This window comes from Pseudogemmobacter faecipullorum, assembly GCF_020539525.1.
GTDB lineage: Bacteria > Pseudomonadota > Alphaproteobacteria > Rhodobacterales > Rhodobacteraceae > Pseudogemmobacter > Pseudogemmobacter faecipullorum.
The window spans coordinates 15,609-33,429 of the sequence record NZ_JACDXX010000006.1; the positions used below are offsets into that span (position 1 = coordinate 15,609).

Below are 17,821 nucleotides of genomic sequence, written 5' to 3' on the forward strand. Positions count from 1 at the left end.
TCTGAAAGGCGCGTCCCCCGGGGGCGCGCCTTTTGCATTACAGCAGGCTCAGCTGACCCTTCAGCCAGGGCAGATCCTGCAGCGCAGGCTCGACCACAATCTCGCTGATCAGCCCGCGCAGCTGCTCTGCGATCAGCGCCGGAATATCGCGCAGCACCCCGGCCCGCGCCTGCAGCGACAGGCTGCGCGACAAAGGCGTATAGGGCAGGGGCAGCACCTCAATCACATCGCGGAAGCGGCGGGCCTGATGCAAGGCAAGGGGCGGCAATATGGCCTGGCCCTCACCGGCGGCCACCATGGCGAGGATGGCGTGATAGCTGTCGAGCTCAAACCGCGCCGCCGGACGCTGGCCCTCACGCAAAAGATGCGCGGCAATCTGGCGGCCCATCAGATGGCGGGTCGAATACTGGATCAGCGGCAGACCGGCGCCGCCGCCCTTTGGCTGGATGGCGAGGAAGGGCTCGCGCAGCAGCGCATGGGTCTCGCGCTCCTCAGTCAGAGGCTCTTCGGCGCCGCGTTCGCCGTAAGGCAGGTCAGCGGCCACCACCAGATCGAGCGCCCTTGCATCGAGCTTTTCCAAAAGCCGGTGCGAGGGGCCGGTCTCGAGCAGAAAGCGGCAGCCCGGCAGATCTCTGGCCAGACGTGACAACAGGCGCGGCGTCACATCGCCCTCAAAATCCTCGATCATGCCAAGGCGCAAAGTGGTCAGCCCGGCCAGATCGGCCCGCGCCAGTTCGGCCCGCGCCTCCTGGGCGGCATTGAGCATGGTCCAGGCATGGCGGCGAAACATCGTGCCCGCGGGCGTCATCCGCACCGGCCGGGCCGAGCGGTCGAGCAGCACCGTGCCAAGCGCCGCCTCCAGCCCGGTCAGCTGCTGGCTGACCGCCGAGGGGCTGACGCCGAGGCGGCGCGCGGCGGCGGAAATCGCGCCTTCCTCAGCCGTGGCGAGAAAAACCTCAATCCCCCAGAGCGTCACGCGCCCTTCAGCTGCGGTCAGTGTGGCAGACATAGAAAGGGAGCTCAGAGCTTGGAGAGCTTTGCCTGCAGCTCGGCCAGTTGCTTGCGGATATCGGCAATATCCTCGCCTTTGGCCGAGGTGGCGGCGCTGCTCTCAGCGGGTTCGGCTTCGGGGCCGGTACCCGCAGGCCAGCCGCCCATCATGGTTTTAAGGAAAGCTTCCTGCTGTTTGCGCAAAGCGTCAAAGCCGGGCATCGTGACCATCGGATTTGGGAAAACCGCAAGGTTCTCAACCATTTTCGACTGGCTCTCGCGCAGCATATCGAAAGAGCTGGCGAGGAATTGCGGCATCACCGCCTGCATGCCGGTAGCATAGCTACGCACCAGATCGGTCAGCACATTCACCGGCAGCACATTCTGGCCCTTGGCCTCATGTTCGGCGACGATCTGCAGCAGATATTGCCGGGTGAGGTCATCGCCGCTTTTCAGATCGACGATCTGCACTTCACGGCCCTTGCGGATGAAGCCGGCGATATCCTCCAGCGTCACATAGTCCGAAGTCTCGGTATTATAGAGGCGACGGCTGGCATATCGCTTGATCAGCAACGGCTTGTCGGTATCGGACATGGAGGCCCCTCTCGCTGGCATTGCGGCGCGGCAGGGGAGCGGACCGCTCGTCTTTGCGCCTGCAGAGAAGCTTAAGAGCGGCGCGTGCCAAAAAGCAAGGGCGGGCTCATCTGAGCCCGCCCCTGATGATGCGTCCCGGGCGGCCTTCTGCACGCAGAAAGGCAGCGCCGCAGGGGTTTTCCGGCATTTGGCTTATTTCGCAGCCGCAGCAGCTTTTTTCGCGGCGCCCTGCACCTCAGAAGCGGCTTTCTTCACCGCAGCGGTTGCATCATCCGAGGCTTCCTTACCGGCGGCCAGCATCAGCTCAACGGTTTCAGCCTGCACTTTTTTCGCGACTTCAGCGAAAGCGGCCATATTTTCAGCCGCCAGTTCAGCGGCTTTCGAGGCGAAATCGCTCAGCGCTTTCGGGTAATCAGCCGGCTCGGCCTTGGCGCTGGCGATATCGCCAAGGCGGGTGAGGGTGGCCTTGGCCCAGGCTGCCGAGATTTCGGTCGATTTCTCAGCTGCTTCGAGGGCGACTTTCGAGAATTTCTCGCCGAAAGCGGCCTGGGATTTAAAGGCATTCTGGAAGGCCGAGGCATCAACCGGGAACGAGGTCAGCGCTTCCTGGAACAGTTTGGCGAAATCCGGGGTCTTGGTCATCTGAAGTCTCCTGTCTCTGGGCCGGGAGGGGATGAAGACTGTCCATGGACGCGGATCCGTCCGGGGCAGGGCCCTTATTCTGTTGACCTATATACATGCTGCAGTGCAGCAATTCAATGATTATTCTGCAATGCAGCAATTCCGGAGGCGCCTGGCCGGGACGGGCGGCGGTCTGGCGTGACCGGGCCGGAAGGCCCGTCCGGAGGCCCCCGGGCTAAGCGGCGGATTTCGTTTCGGGTTTTTCAACCCGGCTTCGGCGAGGTAGCCTTCTCCCCGGCGGCTCGCCCTGGCAGAAAGCGCAGGATCTGGCGCAGAATTCTGCAGCATTGCCTGGCGCAGCGTGAAAACAACCCCGGATTGTTTCGGGCGACAGCTCAGATTTCCGCAGATCCCGCCCGCGCCTGCGAATCAACAGGGCAGCGGTCAGGGCTGAAACCGATATTGCAGCTGCCGCATTCCGGGCCGGATCTGCGCGGCGACAGGGGTAAGGCCCCGCCGCCGCGTAAATGCCCGGCTCAGCCGCGCTGGTTCAGCACATAGGTGCCGGGTGCCGCCGCCAGCACCGGGTTCTCCGGCCCGCCGGGGGCCTCGGGCGCGGGGACCTCCCCGCCCGAGCGGCTTTGCAGCCAGTCCGACCAGCGCGGCCACCAGCTGCCTTTGGTCTTCTCGGCCCCGGCGATCCAGACCGCAGGCTCGCCCCCGAGCGCGGCTGTGCTGCTCCAGTGCCCGTATTTGCCTTTCGAGGGCGGGTTGATGATCCCGGCAATATGGCCGGATTCGGAGAGGATGAAGGTCTTGTCCTTCGCGCCCATCTGCTTGATGCCGTTAAAGCTGCCCTTCCAATGGGCGATGTGATCGGTCTCACAGGCCACGGCAAACAGCGGCAGGGTGATGTCTTTCAGGCTGACCTTCTCGCCCAGAACCTCGAAACTGCCCTCGGCAAAGCCATTCTGCTGGCACAGCCCGCGCAGATAGCGGATCGCCATTTTGGCCGGCAGATTGGTGGCATCGCCGTTCCAGTAGAGCAGATCAAAAGCTGGCGGCGCCTCGCCCAGCATATAGCTGCGGATTGCCGGGGCGTAGATCAGATCATTCGAGCGCAAAAAGCTGAAGGTGCGCTGCATGAACAGGCTCGACAGAATGCCGTCCTGGGCGCTCTGACGCTCGATGCCGTCGACGAAATCATTATCGAGGAAGACCCCCACCTCACCGGGATCCGAGAAATCGGTCAGGGTGGTGAAGAAGGTCGCGCTTTTCACCGATTTATCGCCGGCCTTGTGCAGATGCGCCAGGGTCAGGCCCAGAGTCGTTCCGGCGATGCAATAGCCGGTGGCATTGATCTGCTTCTCGCCGGTGATGCGGCGCACCTCGGCAATGGCGCGGATAAAACCGTCGCGGATGTAATCATCGAGGCTGACATCGGCGTAAGCCGCATCCGGATTGACCCAGGAGACGACAAAGACGCTGAAGCCCTGGCCGACCATCCAAGCGATCAGCGAATTCTGCGCCTTCATATCAAGGATGTAGAATTTATTGATCCAGGGCGGGAAGATCAGCAGCGGAGCCTTATGCACTTTCGCGGTTGTCGGCCGGTACTGGATCAGCTCGAACAGCCGGTTGCGATAGACCACATCGCCGGGGGTGGTGGCGAGGTTTACGCCAGCGGCGAAGGCCTCTTTATCGGCAAGCGTCACCATCAGCTCGCCGTTATTGGCCTCCATATCGCGGACCATATTCTCCAGCCCGCGCACCAGGCTTTCGCCATCGGTGGCAATGGCGCGCTCCAGAGCATCGGGATTGGTGAGCAGAAAATTGGTCGGGGCCATCATATCAATGATCTGTCTGGTAAAATAACTGACCCGCTTGCGGTCTTCGGGCGTGAGATCCTCCATCTCGTCGACCGCCAGTTCCGCCGCACCGGCGTTCAGCTGATATTGCTGTTTGAGATAGTTGAACCAGGGATGGCTGTCCCAGAGCGGATTGCTGAACCGCCGGTCGCTCGGCCCCGGATCTGCGGGGGCGCGAAATTCACCGCTGGCCATGGCCTGGCCCGCATCGATCTGGTGGCGCAGGGCCTTGCCCCAATGGGCCACCTGCTGCTCCAGCATCCGCCCCGGATCGCGCATCATCCCGGCCAGCCAGGCGGTGGCGGCTTTGAGATAGATATCGCTCGCCGGGCCATCCAGCGCCGGGTCATGCGTGCGGCGCTGCGCCATGGCGGCTGTCAGCCGGCGCGTCAGCGCCTCCATACGGGATAAATTGGCATTCAACCGTTCTGCTCGCGCGACATTCTCCGGGACTTCTTCTTTGCCGGCAGTTGTCATACCAAAAATTCCCCCCTAACTTGCTGCTATGCAGCATTGCGTCGCCAGATCTGCACTGCCCTCCGGACCTTGCCCTGCAGTCCTCCGGTTCCTGGCCAAGGCAAGCGATGGGCCCGGGACCATCCCCGGAGATTTGGAGACGTCATGAAGTATATGGCCACCTATGATCTTATGGAAAGCATTCGTAACACGAATGAGTGGTTCGGTGCTTCGGCTCAGGCGTTTGCCAGCTATCCGGTCTTTGCGCTCTCGATGAACCCGTTTCTGCCGGTGATGGCGGCCTGGGGCAAGGTCACCGAGCGCTCATTCGAGCGTATGGCGGCGAAACCGGACTGGGGCATCCGCTCGATCGTTGGCCCCGATGGCCAGGATCACCTGGTTGACGAAAAAATCGTGATCCGGCGCCCCTTCGGCGATCTGGTGCAGTTCTTCGTGCGCCGGCGCGAGCCGATGGCGCGGCGTATCCTGCTGGTGGCGCCGATGTCGGGCCATTATGCGACTTTGCTGCGCTCGACCGTGCAGTCGCTTTTGCCCGATGCCGATCTCTGGGTGACCGACTGGCATAATGCCCGTGATATTCCGGTTTCGGAGGGGCGGTTCGATATCGAGGATTACACCCTCTATATCGCCGATTTCCTGAAAGAGCTTGGCCCCGATACCCATGTGATCGCGATCTGCCAGCCGGTGCCGCTGGTGCTGGCTGCCACCGCCTGGCTGGCCAAACAGGATCCTGCGGCCCAGCCACGCTCGCTGACGCTGATGGGCGGGCCGGTTGATCCCGATGCCGCCGCGACCGAAGTAACGGATTTTGGCCGCCGGGTTTCGATGGGCCAGCTCGAGCAGACCATGATCCAGCGCGTCGGCTTTAAATATAAAGGCGCGGGGCGGCAGGTCTATCCGGGGCTGTTGCAGCTGGCAGGCTTCATTTCGATGAATGCCGAACGCCATGCCAGGGCCTTCAGCGATCAGATCATGCGCGAGGCGCGGGGTGAGGCCTCGGATCATGACGGCCATAACCGCTTTTATGATGAATATCTGGCGGTGATGGATATGACCGCCGAATTCTACCTCTCGACGGTCGAGCGGATTTTCAAGAACCGCGAGATTGCCCGCAATGTCTTTACCCTGCGCGGGGAGAGGGTGGATATCGGCGCTATCACCTCGGTCGCGGTGAAGATTGTTGAGGGCGAGAAGGATGATATTTCCGCCCCCGGTCAGTGCCTTGCGGCGCTGGATCTGCTGACTGGTCTGCCCGAAAGCAAAAAGGCCCGCCATCTGGAGCCGGGTGCCGGGCATTACGGCATTTTCGCCGGCAAATCCTGGCGGCTGAACATCCGCCCGCTGGTGCTCGATTTCATCGATGCCAATGCGGGTGCGGCGGAAGTGAGCCCTGAGAAAGCACGGCGCATCCGGGCGAAGACCGTCACGCCGATCCGGCTTGCCAGCGCCTGAAAACCTGCGGCGGTGAGGGGAGGATCCCCCCGCCGTTTTTACAAGCCGCGCGCCCAGGTGATGATGGTGGCGGTTACCGCCTCGGTCTGGCCGGGCGAGAGGATATCGCCGGCAATCACATGGGCAAAGGGATCATCCCCGGCCTGCATCTGCCGCTCGTCAATCTGCACCGAGCCGCCCCAGGCAGTGACCACCGGCGAGATGGCATCCGGGTCAATCACCGCATCCTGCAGTGAATAAAACACCAGCAGCGGCATCATCGCCTTGCTGTAATCCTGCGCCCTGGCCTCGCGCATCAGCGCCCCCAGCGGGAAAAGCGCCGCCGTTGGCCAGCTGGTGGCCCAGTAGCGGGCATGATCGCTGTTCAGCGGCGCAATGCTGCGCTCGCGCCCGAAGACCAGCCCGGCCCAGAGCCGCGGGAAGGGCGCATTCATCAGCGTCGAGACCGGCGCATGCAGATCAAAGGCGGGCGAAATCAGCACCACCCCGGCCAGATCCTGCGACAGATCGGGATCGGTGGCGGCCAGGGCGCTGAGCGCGCCGCCCATCGAAGTGCCGATCACAATCACCCTTTGCCCGAGCCGCCGGCCGATGGCCATGGCTTCGGCCATATCGCCCAGCCATTCCCCGGCCTCGACCCCGGCCATGGCCTCGGGCGCGCGGCCCTGGCCTGAGAGCCGGGTGTAGAACAGATTGGCCCCAAGCGCGCGTGCCACCTCATCGGGCACCGGGCGGATCTCTTCGGCTGATGCCGCAAAGCCATGCACATAGACGATGGCCAGCGGTGTTTTCACACCTTTCTCACCCGCCCAGAGGATGCGTTTCGCCGCCCCGGGCCGGATATCGGAAAAGCGCTGCTCGCCCACACCCAGCCAGATTTCGGGATCATCGCCCAGCACCGAAGCATCGAAAGTGCCGCGCGTGCCCATGCCCTCACGCGGGGCGAGAAGCCACAACGCTGCCAGGCCGGTGACCAGACCGGCGATCAGGATCAGAGCCCGCCGCATCAGCCGTTACGACCCCGCCGGGTGATATCGTCAATCGCGGCGGCAATCATCGCGAGGCAGTCGGGCGTCGAAAAGCGGTGATCGGCACCTTTGACCAGGGTCAGGCGCAGATCGGGGCTGTCGATATGATCGAGCAGTTTCAGCGCCACTTCCGGCAGAACATCGGTATCGGCCGTGCCCTGCAGCAGCCGCACCGGGAAGGGCAGGGCCAGGGGCTGGTTCAGCACCTGCTGCGCTGCGCCATCCTCAAACAGACGGCGGGTGAAAATATAGGGCTGGTCGGCATAATCCGAGGGGATCTCGATCCGGTCCTCGGCCATGACGATGGCGCGCTGTGCCTCGCTCAGCTCGTCATTCCAGGCCTGCACGGTGAAATCGGGGGCCGCGGCAATGCCGATCAGCCCCGCTACCTCCAGCCCGGCATCGCGCGCCAGCAACAGCGAGATCCAGCCGCCCATCGACGAGCCGACCAGGATCTGCGGCCCCTCGGTTTCGGCCCGGATCACCGCGCGGGCATCTGCGGCCCAGTCGCCGATGCAGCCCGCCTCAAAGTCGCCCGAGGAGGAGCCATGGCCCGAATAATCAAAGCGCAGGAAAGCGCGGCCCTGCTTTTCAGCCCAGTCCTGCAGGAACAGGGCTTTTGAGCCCTCCATATCGGATTTGAAACCACCGAGGAAAACCACACCGGGCAAAGCTTTATCGCTTCCCCTGCTGCGGTTGTAGGCAAGACGGCGGTTCTCGGGCGAGGTCAGAAAGTCGGGCAACTGCTTCTCCTTTTCGGGCGTCTGATGCGCAGCCGCGAGGCTAGCAGAGAGCGGCCCGCGCCGCCAGTCAGCCGCAGCCCCGGGGCGTAAACAGTCGCGTGAGCCATAGCGCGCCGCAGCCCTTCCCCAGGGTGGCCCGGGGCGAGGCAGGCGGGGCGCGGGGCAGGCGGGGGCGAGGAAAGCATGGGCAGGGGGCGGGCCCGGACAGGGGTATGATCGGCCGGCGCGGGCCGGGGCGCGCTGATCCCCGCAGGGCCGGGACTAGGTCCTGTCGCCCGGGCAATAAGGGGGCGAAACCGAAGGAGGGAGCGCTGGCGGCGCGAAGGCGCTTCGCTCTCGCCCTGATTGACTTCGGGCTGAAAAGGTTCCAAGACGCGGGGCATATATAACCCGCAACCGGGCGTTCCGTGGGCGCCAAACTGACGAGGATCTAAGGCCGATGCCCCAGATTTCGCTGACTTTTCCCGATGGCAATATCCGCAATTACGATGCCGGGGTAACCCCTGCTGAAGTGGCGGCCTCCATCGCCCCCTCGCTGGCCAAGGCCGCAATCTCCGCACAGCTGAACGGCAGGCACTGGGATCTGGCCTGGCCGATCCATGAGGATGCGCAGCTTTCCATCAATACGATGAAAGATGCCGAACCTGCGCTTGAGCTGATCCGCCATGACCTCGCCCATATCATGGCCCGCGCCGTGCAGGAGCTGTGGCCGGATGTGAAAGTGACCATCGGCCCGGTGCGCGATCAGGGCTGGTTCTATGATTTTGACCGCCAGGAGCCTTTCACGCCTGAGGATCTCGGCGCGATCGAAGCGAAGATGAAACAGATCATCAACGCGCGCGAGCCGGTGAAGACCGAGCTCTGGGAGCGCGAGCGCGCCCGCAAATATTACGAAGAGCGCGGCGAACCCTTTAAGGTTGAGCTGCTCGACCGCATTCCCGGCAATGAAGACATTCGCATGTACTGGCATGGCGACTGGCAGGATCTGTGCCGTGGCCCGCATCTGCAGCATACCGGCCAGGTGCCGGCCGATGCCTTCAAACTGACCCATGTTGCGGGCGCCTACTGGCTGGGCGATGCCTCGCGGCCGATGCTGCAGCGCATCTATGGCGTGGCTTTCCGCAACCGCGAAGACCTCAGGGCCCATCTGACCATGCTGGAAGAGGCCGCGAAACGCGACCACCGCAAGCTCGGCCGCGAGATGGATCTGTTCCATATCCAGGAAGAAGCGCCTGGCATGGTGTTCTGGCATCCGAATGGCTGGCAGATCTGGCGCGGGCTCGAGGATTTCATGCGCACCCGCCTGAGCGCTGCCGGCTATAAAGAGATCCGCACCCCCCAGGTGGTGGACCGGATCCTTTGGGAAAAGTCGGGCCATTGGGAGGCCTACCGCGAGAATATGTTCCTCGTGGAAGTGGATGAAGAGGGGGCGAAGGAAAAGCGTATCAATGCGCTGAAGCCAATGAACTGCCCCTGCCATGTTCAGATCTATAATCAGGGGCTGAAGAGCTACCGCGATCTGCCGCTTCGTCTGGCTGAATTCGGCTCGTGCCACCGCTATGAAAGCTCGGGCTCGATGCATGGTCTGATGCGGGTCCGGGGCTTTACCCAGGATGATGCGCATATCTTCTGCACCGAGGATCAGATCGAGAGCGAATGCGCTGGCTTCATCGCGCTGCTGTCCTCGGTCTATAAAGATCTGGGATTTGAGAAGTTTGACATCAAACTCTCGACCCGCCCCGATGTCCGGGTGGGCTCGGATGCGGTCTGGGATAAGGCAGAAAGCGCGCTGGAAAAGGCCATCGAAGGTCTGGGTCTGCCCTATGAGGTCAATCCGGGCGATGGGGCTTTCTACGGCCCGAAGCTCGATTTCAAACTGACCGATGCCATTGGCCGGGAATGGCAATGCGGCACTTTCCAGTGCGACTTTAACCTGCCCGACCGTCTGGATGCGGAATTTGTCGGCGAAGACGGGGCCAAACACCGCCCGGTCATGCTGCACCGTGCCATCCTTGGCTCGTTCGAGCGTTTCATCGGCATTCTGATCGAAAACTACGCCGGCAAGCTGCCGTTCTGGCTGGCGCCGCGCCAGGTTGTGGTGGCCTCGATCGTCTCGGATGCCGATGCCTATGTGCTTGAGGTGGTCGAGGCGCTGAAGAAGGCCGGGGTTCGTGCCGAGGCTGATACGCGCAATGAGAAAATCAACTATAAAGTGCGCGAGCATTCGGTTGGTAAGGTTCCGGTCATCCTCGCCATCGGCATGAAAGAGGTTGAGGAGCGCACGGTTTCGGTTCGCCGTCTGGGGGAAACCCGAACGGAATCCATGACTTTTGCGGCGGTGCTGCAGAGCCTCGCCTGTGATTCACTGCCCCCGGCTCTGAGCTGAGCCAGTGGTGCTGTCGGCGTTAAAATTTACCGACAGGTTTAGTTTTTAGGTGTTTTTTCACTTATTTCGCGGGGATTTCCTGAGATTCCCGCGAAATTCTGGCGATAAGCTGCGCGTGCGGCGCCATCTTTCTTGATTTCCATCGGGGCCGTGGCATCCTGCTCTCGTGTGACGACAGACTTTCTGCAAAGCCTTCCTCTCTGACGAAAGGCCCGGAAGACCTGGCGGCTACGCCCGGTTGCAATGTCGCGCCGGGAGATTTCGAAGGGAGAGACGGGAATGCCAACTGGCACCGTAAAATGGTTCAACGCGACTAAGGGCTACGGCTTTATCGCCCCGGATGATGGCGGCAAGGATGTGTTCGTACATATCTCCGCAGTCGAGCGCGCAGGCTTCAAAGGCCTGAATGACAATCAGAAAATCGGTTACGAGTTGCAATCTGGCCGCGATGGCCGTTCCTCGGCTTCGGACCTCACACTGCTCTGAGGCAGGGTAATCGTCCCGGCGGCAGCGGGACATGGTATAAAACTGGCGTGTCCCTGCGGCAGAAGGGGCGCGCCATTTCTGTTTGTGGCGGGCTTCTGTCTGCGGCGGGCAGCAGCGGGAGAGAGCGGGCCGGGAAACCTGTGCGCGCCGCGGGCCCGGGCCGAAAGGCCGGGGGGCGTGGCAGAGGGTTCCGGGGCGCGCGCGCGCGCCCCGCCCGCGCTGCCCGGGATCAGGCGAAAACCGCGCGGTCACGGCCGAGGCGCTTGGCCGAGTACAGGGCGGCATCGGCCCTGGCATAGGCGGCAGCGAAATCAAAAGTATCGGCCGGGATCCGGGTGCCGCCGACGCTGACAGTCACTTTCAGGTTCTTGCCGCCGATCATATGGTGCTGCGACAGCGCATGGCGCAGCCGGTCCGCCACGGCAAAGCCATCGGCCTGCTGCGCCACCTGCAGCATCACCGCAAATTCCTCGCCGCCAAACCGGGCTGCAATATCGCCTTCCCGGATCACCGAATTCAGGGTCTCGGCAATGGCCTGCAGAACCTGATCGCCGACGGCATGGCCGTGGATGTCATTGATATTCTTAAAGTGATCGGCGTCAATGATCAGCAGTGCCATGCTCTTGCGGCGCTCGTCATCAATGCTGTTCACAAAATCCATCAGCGCGCGCCGGTTGGGCAGGCCGGTCAGCGGATCGGTCGAGGCGGCGCGGTTCAGCTGCCGCTCGCGCTGCGCCCGGCGCTGCTCGGTTTCAAACATCTTGCCAAAGACGAAGGCGGTGATCAGATCGACGCCCAGCCGCGCTGCGGCCACTTCGAAGGTGATCAGCCCGGTCAGCAGCATACCGATCAGCAGCGGCGCGCTGACAATGGCGCCAAGCGCCAGCCAGGCATGCCAGCTGCGGCGGTTCTGGCCGCGGGTCCGCCTGGCCCAGCTTGCCGCCAGCAGGCAGACCAGCACCATGCTCAGCAGGCCCGGCAGCGTTTCCGTTCCGCTGATCATCAGCCGTCCGCTGGCGGCAATGCCAACCGCCACCAGCGTCGAGCTCAGCCCGCCAAAAGCCGTGGCAAGGGCGAGAAACAGGTTTCGGCTGTCAATCTGATAGCCCTCAATCTGCATGAAGGGCTGGAACATCACCGCGACCGAGGCGAGGCCCAGCAACATGCCGATGGCCATGCGGCGCAGCACTGCGGCAGCCAGCAGGCGCTGAATGCTGCCATAGGCCAGAGTGCAGATCGCAACCAGGCCAACGCTGTGTAATGCGGCAAGCATAAGATCGCTCGACATTTCTGCACCTTGATTAAATTGGCCCGACTTTTGCCCAAACGAGTAAAGAAAGCGTTGCCCTGTCATCACCCGGCAAAGAGGCGAATCTATGGCTCCCTGCGGGCGGCAGCGCGGCGGGCTTTCGGTATAAAAACGACATTAAGGTTAACGAAGCGCTCCGGGCGGAGAAAATTGCCCTGTTCCGGCGCTGAAAGGCCAGTGAACAGCACGTAATCTGCCACAGGATGGTTAACACAGGGTGAATGGTGCTGCCCGGATCAGCCAGAGCGGATCCGGGCAGCTCTGGCTGGCTGCGGCTAAGTCTGCCGCTCAGTCTGCGCCGAGCTGCAGGTTTTTGGCCGCCTCATCCCAGCCAAGGCTCCAGCCGGCAGAGGAGCGGATCACAGGACGTTTCATCACCGTGGGCTGGGCCGCGATCTGCGCCTCGGGATCCGAGGCTTTAAGGAAATCTGAGAAGGCGCGGTAGCTGGTGGACTGCTTATTGATCGCCCGCTCGCCAAATTCCTGGAGGATCTCGGCAATCTCTGCTTCGCTCAGCGGTTCGGCGCGGATGTCGCGGAAGGTGACCTCGCGCTCAGCGTCGCGCAGCTCCTTCAGCGCGCGCCTGCAGCTGTCACAGGTCGGAATTCCATAGAGGATCATGAGTTTACTCTTTTGCCACACAGTCTACATGATAGCCCTGCTGCACCGCATCCTCGCCATTGGCAAGCACCAGTACAACCGGGGCGATCTTATTGGTCAGGACAGCATGCATATCCTGTGCCGCGCATAAAGGCGAGATGGCATTCAGCGCGGTTTTCGCATGAATAAATCCGGGGCGGAACAGAACTGCATATCTGTTTTTGCCCAATTTCAGCACATGGGTCTGATAGCGCGCCCAGGGGCCTTTCACCTCAGCCACTTCGCCCTTTGGCGCGAAATCCTCATAGAGGATCTGCGCCTGAACCGGGGCCGGGAGGGCGAGGCTGAGGCTGGTCAGGCCAGCGGCGAACAGACTGGAGGCGGTCAGACGGGCGGCGCGGCGCAGCATGGGCAGATCTCCGGCGATTGCCGCATCAGCCTAGCCGATGCGGCGCAGCCTGCAAGCCTCTCGCCGGGGGCAGAGGGCCAGGATACGGTGGGCCAGGATGCGGGGGGGGGGGGCGCCCGGAGCGGATCGTCTGCCCCAGCCTGCGCTCAGAGCTTTTCCTATACCCGCCGGATATATTCCCGCGCCAGGCAGGAGGGGGCCTCGGCGCGCAGCGGGAAACTGTCTTTCAGCTGCCAGTCCCTTGCGTCAAATTCCGGGAAGAAGGTATCGGCATCGGCAACCGGCATGGCGACCTCGGTGATCAGCATCCGATCCGCGATCCGCAGCGCCTCGCGATAGATCGAGGCGCCGCCAATGGCATAGGCTCTGGGAATGCCCAGATCACGCGCGCGCTGCAGGGCAGCCTCAAGCGAAGGCACGACGAAATCGCCGCTCATTTTTGAGGAGACGACGATATTCTCGCGCGAAGGCAGCGGTTTTTTCGGCAGGCTGTCCCAGGTGTTGCGCCCCATGATGATCGCGCCGCCCAGGGTCTCGCGTTTGAACAGCGCCAGATCCTCAGGCGCGAACCAGGGGATGGTATTGTCTTTGCCGATGGCCCCGTTCTGCGCGCGGGCAACGATGATTGTCAGCATGATTACACCGCGACCGGGGCTTTGATGGCAGGATAGGGATCATAGCCGATCACCTCAAAATCCTCGAATTTAAAGTCGAATATCGAGCTGACCTGGCGGTTGATCCGGAGCTGCGGCAGGGCGCGCGGGCTGCGGCGCAGCAGTTCCGCGACCTGCTCCTGGTGATTCGAATAAATATGGGCATCGCCGATGGAATGGACGAAATCCCCCGGCTCATAGCCCGTCACATGCGCCAGCATCACCAGCAGCAAAGCATAGGAGGCGATGTTGAACGGCACGCCGAGGAACATATCGGCCGAGCGCTGATAGAGCTGCAGATGCAGCTTGCCGTCAAGGATCCTGACCTGCCACATCGTATGGCAGGGCGGCAGCGCCATATTGTCGATCTCCAGCGGATTCCAGGCCGAGACGATCAGGCGGCGGCTGTCGGGCCGGGATTTGATATCCTCAATCAGCCTGGTGATCTGATCAACCGAAAAACGCGGCCCGGCGGCATCTGCACCGGCCTCGGCGGGCGGCGAAAAAGCCCGCCATTGCTTGCCATAGACCGGGCCCAGATCGCCCTTCTCATCGGCCCATTCATCCCAGATGCTGACGCCATTCTCTTTCAGATAGCGGATATTGGTATCGCCGCTGAGGAACCAGAGCAGTTCGTGGATGATGGACCGGATATGCAGCTTTTTGGTGGTGAGCAGCGGGAAGCCTTCGCTCAGCGGATAACGGGACTGGAGGCCGAAATAAGAGATCGTGCCGGTGCCGGTGCGGTCGGTGCTGACCGAGCCGTTCTCAAGAACCATGTTCAGCGCCTCATGGTATTGCTTCATCGATCCCGGCTCCTGCTTCGCTGTTGCTGTTCTGGTATCGCGATACGCCGCCGAATCCAAGGCTGACGGCGCGAGAGCAGCGGGCAGGGCAGAGGGAGCAGAGCGCGCAGATCTGACAAAAACAGACCCCGCCGGGAATAACCGGCGGCGCGTGCGCGCGGGCTGGCGATCAGGAAAGTGCGCCGGTCAGAAAAGCCGCAGGGTGCTCTGATGCGGGGCCGACACAGGGCCCGATTATCGGGGCGCTGCAGGAAAAAATCTTTGACGATCAGGCTTCTGGCTTGCAACCTTGGCGGGAATTTTTTGGGGGAGACCCGCCTTTGTTTCGACCAGTCTTTATTTCAGCTGCCCTTGTTATCACCCTGACAGCCTGCGGCGGCGGCAATCCGTTTCGCGAGCCGACGCCTGGGCCGATCCCCGAGCCGGGCGGTGATGTCACTTCCGGGATTACCGGCCTGCCGGGAACAGCCACACCGGGTGCCGGGGCGCCGATCCGGCGCCGTGAGGCGCGGGCCAGCGGCACCGGTAATGGCTATGTCAGTGATGTCAGCTATAACGCGGTTGCGGATACTTTCACCGTCGAGGGCCTGGCTTTTGATGGCGGCAATGTGTACCGGCGCGACCGCTCGGTGAACCTCGGCTCAGAGATCAGCGCCTATGCCAGCGATGCGCTGGCCTATGATCCGACCACCGGCAGCCCGATCCCGCAGCTGACCCATCGGGCGGTTTATGGCAAAGCGGCTTCCGGCTCTTATTTCGCCATCGTGCGGACGGGCGCCTATGTGGATTACGGCTTTGGCGGCTTCGTTTATGAACGCGCCGGCGGCTTTTCGCTTCCGCCGGCCGATGGCGCGGGCAAGCGCGGTCAGGGCAATTTCACCGGGGAATATGCCGGGTTGCGCGATTTCAGCGGGCCGGGTGCCCCGGGGCTGGAATTCACCCGCGGTGATATGAGGATGGCGATCGATTTCGACGATTTCAATGACGGCCATGGCGTCAATGCCGTGATCAGCAATCGCCGGGTCTATGATATCAACGGTGCCGATATCACCGCCGTGGTGGCGGGGGCGCTGCCGGGCTCACCCGCAGCTCTGCCGGTGATCAGCTTTGCCATCGGCCCGAATGTCACCGATTCCAGTGGCGAGATGGCAGGCCGGGTGGTTGTCGATAGCACGGCTGCAGGCAATTATTATGCCGTTCTGGGCGGGGCCGGGGCCACCGAGGTTGTGGGCATTATCGCGCTGACGCCCACCCCGGATGGACGGACCACGGGTGTCACTGTGCGCGAAACCGGGGGCTTTGTGCTGACGCGGAACTGAGGCCTGACGACTATGCCATGGAGCCTGCGCCCCTCCCGCCAGCCCTGCCGCCGTTTCGGGCTGGCGGGGCTGCTTGTACTTACGCTTATGTCCGGGCTGCTCCCCGGCGTGCATCCGGCCCTGGCCGAGCCGCAGCCCCTGACGCCTGAGCCAGGCTCTGCCAGCCCGGAGCAGCTGCGCGGTTTTGGCCTGGCTTTGCTTCAGGCCGGAGATCTTATCGGCGCGCGCCGTCTGGCCGATGCGCTTCTCGCCCGCGATCCGCAGGACAGTGCCGCGCTGATGCTGCGCGCCCAGGCCGCAGCGCTTGGCGGTGACGAGCGCCGGGCCAGGATTGATGCGCGCGCGGTCTGGCGGCTTGCCGATGCGCCGGGGCCGAAATATGGCGCGGCGATGATGGTGGCGCAGTCTCTGGCGGCGGATGGCTATCTGCAGCGCGGCCAGTTCTGGCTGCGCCGGGCCGCCCAGGCGGCGCAGAGTGATCAGCAAAAGGCCGCCGTCGCCACGGCTTTCAGCAGTCTGCGATCACGCAACCCGCTGATATGGCAGCTGAAAGTATCGGCCCGCCCCAGTTCAAACGTCAATGACGGCTCGAGCGCGCGCAGTTTCATCCTGCCAAGCGATCTGTTCGGCGATATCGAACTGCCGGTCTATCCGGCGCAGCGCGCTTTGTCAGGCTATGAGGCCAGCGCCGGGCTGGAACTGACCTGGCGGCTGCGCCCGACCGCAACCACGATGACCGCTTTCCACCTGCGCTTTGACCAGACAAAGGTGGCGCTTTCTTCCGAGGCGAAAGCGGCGGTGCCGGGGCTGAAGGGCTCGGCCTTTGATCAGGCCCGCCTCGAGCTGGGGCTGAGCCGGCGCTGGCGCCCGGCCGAGAGCAAAACCACTTTCACCTTCGGCCTTGCCGGGCTGCATGACTGGTCGGGCGGCGTCTCGCTGGCCAATATTCTGCGGCTGAGCGCGGCGGCCGAGCGCCGTTTCGCGCCGCATCTGCTGGGCTTTGCCAGCCTGAGCTTTGACCATCAGCGCCGCCTCGACAGTGAGATCAGCTCGGCCGATACGCTGGCGCTCTCGGCCGGGATGCAGCGCGGCCTCGCCGGTGGCGATGTGGTGACGCTGGTTCTGGGCCTGCGCGATGTCGCGAGCGACAGCCCCGGCATCCGCTATGACGCCGCCTCTCTGCGCCTTGGCTGGCGCAGGGCGAGGCCGGTGGCGGGGCTGGGGCTTGAGGCCTGGGCCGGGCTGGAGGGGCGTGATTACCCCGACAGCCCCTGGCGCCCCGATGGCGGGCGCCAGGATCTGCGCGCCAGCCTTGATGTGACGCTTGAGCTGCAAAAAATCAGCTGGATGGGGTTTTCCCCCTTGCTGAACCTTTCGGCCAGCCGGGCCAGATCGAATGCCAAACTCTATGAATCGCAAAGCTTTGGGCTGGAGCTCGGCTTCCGCTCGGCCTTCTGACCGCCGCGCCGCGCCAGGCCTGCAGCGAGCCTGCAACAAGCCGGCGGGGCAGGGGTTCCCGACCAGGCCTGCTCTGTCCAGACGGCTGCCCCCGTGCTAGGCCTTGGCCAGCACAGGAGGTTTTCGCGATGACGATCCGCTATCTGCACACCATGGTCCGGGTTCTTGATCTGGAAAAGAGCATGGCTTTCTACCGGCTGCTCGGCCTGGAAGAGATCCGGCGCAAAGACAGCGAGACCGGGCGTTTCAGCCTTGTGTTCATGGCCCCTCCCGGCCAGCCCGACTGCCCGGTCGAGCTGACCTGGAACTGGGATGGCGATGAGGGCCTGCCCTCGGACAGCCGCCATTTCGGCCATCTCGCCTATGAGGTCGATGATATCTACGCCACCTGCGCCCATCTGCAGGCCAATGGCGTGCTGATCAGCCGCCCGCCGCGCGATGGCTATATGGCTTTCGTGCGCAGCCCCGATAATGTCTCGGTCGAGCTGCTGCAAAAGGGCGGGGCTTTGGCCCCGGCCGAGCCCTGGGCCTCGATGCCCAATACCGGACACTGGTAAGCCAGGCCCCGGCCCATAGCCCGAGCCCGGGCCAGTTTCAGCCCGGGTCAGTTTCAGGCCGGGCC

Annotated in this window: 17 protein-coding genes; 6 read left to right on the forward strand and 11 right to left on the reverse strand. The window is 63.2% G+C overall.

Going from position 1 to position 17,821, the window contains the following annotated elements; all coding sequences use genetic code 11:
- Window positions 1-37: 37 nt before the first annotated feature.
- The 4 genes from H0485_RS07830 to phaC form a co-directional block, all read right to left on the reverse strand.
- Window positions 38-1,009, reverse strand: coding sequence for a LysR family transcriptional regulator (locus H0485_RS07830; protein ID WP_226934814.1), 972 nt, complete (start codon window positions 1,007-1,009; stop codon window positions 38-40).
- 11 nt (window positions 1,010-1,020) lie between these two features.
- Window positions 1,021-1,584 (reverse strand): polyhydroxyalkanoate synthesis repressor PhaR, encoded by a 564-nt coding sequence (gene phaR, locus H0485_RS07835; protein WP_226934815.1) that lies wholly within the window; start codon window positions 1,582-1,584, stop codon window positions 1,021-1,023.
- A gap of 192 nt (window positions 1,585-1,776) precedes the next feature.
- Window positions 1,777-2,226: a Phasin gene (locus H0485_RS07840; RefSeq protein ID WP_226934816.1), complete on the reverse strand. Its 450-nt coding sequence runs from the start codon at window positions 2,224-2,226 to the stop codon at window positions 1,777-1,779.
- Between the two features lie 515 nt (window positions 2,227-2,741).
- The gene (phaC, locus tag H0485_RS07845) at window positions 2,742-4,550 is read right to left on the reverse strand and encodes a class I poly(R)-hydroxyalkanoic acid synthase (RefSeq protein WP_226934817.1); all 1,809 of its coding nucleotides are present in this window, start codon (window positions 4,548-4,550) and stop codon (window positions 2,742-2,744) included.
- A gap of 144 nt (window positions 4,551-4,694) precedes the next feature.
- On the opposite strand from phaC, the gene phaZ reads away from it, so the two are divergent.
- Window positions 4,695-6,002: a polyhydroxyalkanoate depolymerase gene (phaZ, locus tag H0485_RS07850; RefSeq protein WP_226934818.1), complete on the forward strand. Its 1,308-nt coding sequence runs from the start codon at window positions 4,695-4,697 to the stop codon at window positions 6,000-6,002.
- Window positions 6,003-6,040: 38 nt separating this feature from the next.
- Here the strand turns inward: phaZ and H0485_RS07855 are convergent, their stop codons facing one another.
- Both H0485_RS07855 and H0485_RS07860 read right to left on the reverse strand, forming a co-directional pair.
- Entirely contained in the window at window positions 6,041-7,009 is a 969-nt protein-coding gene (locus H0485_RS07855; RefSeq protein ID WP_226934819.1) for an alpha/beta hydrolase, read from the reverse strand.
- Entirely contained in the window at window positions 7,009-7,773 is a 765-nt protein-coding gene (locus H0485_RS07860) for an alpha/beta hydrolase (protein ID WP_226934820.1), read from the reverse strand. Before H0485_RS07860 ends, H0485_RS07855 begins: the two co-directional genes overlap by 1 nt.
- A 439-nt stretch (window positions 7,774-8,212) precedes the next feature.
- Between H0485_RS07860 and thrS the strand changes: the two genes are divergently transcribed.
- Window positions 8,213-10,159: a threonine--tRNA ligase gene (gene thrS / locus H0485_RS07865; protein ID WP_226934821.1), complete on the forward strand. Its 1,947-nt coding sequence runs from the start codon at window positions 8,213-8,215 to the stop codon at window positions 10,157-10,159.
- 279 nt (window positions 10,160-10,438) lie between these two features.
- Complete coding sequence (locus tag H0485_RS07870; protein WP_226934822.1) at window positions 10,439-10,645, forward strand: cold-shock protein; 207 nt, start codon at window positions 10,439-10,441, stop codon at window positions 10,643-10,645.
- A 229-nt stretch (window positions 10,646-10,874) separates the two neighbouring features.
- On the opposite strand, the gene H0485_RS07875 is transcribed toward H0485_RS07870, so the two are convergent.
- From H0485_RS07875 to H0485_RS07895, 5 genes are all read right to left on the reverse strand, one after another.
- Window positions 10,875-11,933, reverse strand: coding sequence for a GGDEF domain-containing protein (locus H0485_RS07875; RefSeq protein ID WP_226934823.1), 1,059 nt, complete (start codon window positions 11,931-11,933; stop codon window positions 10,875-10,877).
- 309 nt (window positions 11,934-12,242) lie between these two features.
- Window positions 12,243-12,575, reverse strand: coding sequence for an arsenate reductase family protein (locus H0485_RS07880; protein WP_226934824.1), 333 nt, complete (start codon window positions 12,573-12,575; stop codon window positions 12,243-12,245).
- A gap of 4 nt (window positions 12,576-12,579) precedes the next feature.
- Complete coding sequence (locus tag H0485_RS07885) at window positions 12,580-12,963, reverse strand: hypothetical protein (protein ID WP_226934825.1); 384 nt, start codon at window positions 12,961-12,963, stop codon at window positions 12,580-12,582.
- A 158-nt stretch (window positions 12,964-13,121) separates the two neighbouring features.
- Entirely contained in the window at window positions 13,122-13,598 is a 477-nt protein-coding gene (locus tag H0485_RS07890) for a dihydrofolate reductase (RefSeq protein ID WP_226934826.1), read from the reverse strand.
- Between the two features lie 2 nt (window positions 13,599-13,600).
- Entirely contained in the window at window positions 13,601-14,422 is an 822-nt protein-coding gene (locus H0485_RS07895; RefSeq protein ID WP_226934827.1) for a thymidylate synthase, read from the reverse strand.
- Window positions 14,423-14,742: 320 nt separating this feature from the next.
- Between H0485_RS07895 and H0485_RS07900 the strand changes: the two genes are divergently transcribed.
- The 3 genes from H0485_RS07900 (at window position 14,743) to H0485_RS07910 (ending at window position 17,756) form a co-directional block, all read left to right on the forward strand.
- Window positions 14,743-15,741 (forward strand): hypothetical protein, encoded by a 999-nt coding sequence (locus tag H0485_RS07900; RefSeq protein WP_226934828.1) that lies wholly within the window; start codon window positions 14,743-14,745, stop codon window positions 15,739-15,741.
- 12 nt (window positions 15,742-15,753) lie between these two features.
- The gene (locus H0485_RS07905) at window positions 15,754-17,199 is read left to right on the forward strand and encodes a porin family protein (protein ID WP_226934829.1); all 1,446 of its coding nucleotides are present in this window, start codon (window positions 15,754-15,756) and stop codon (window positions 17,197-17,199) included.
- A 128-nt stretch (window positions 17,200-17,327) separates the two neighbouring features.
- A complete protein-coding gene (locus tag H0485_RS07910; RefSeq protein ID WP_226934830.1) occupies window positions 17,328-17,756 on the forward strand; it encodes a VOC family protein in 429 nt (142 codons plus the stop codon).
- Window positions 17,757-17,821 lie beyond the last annotated feature (65 nt).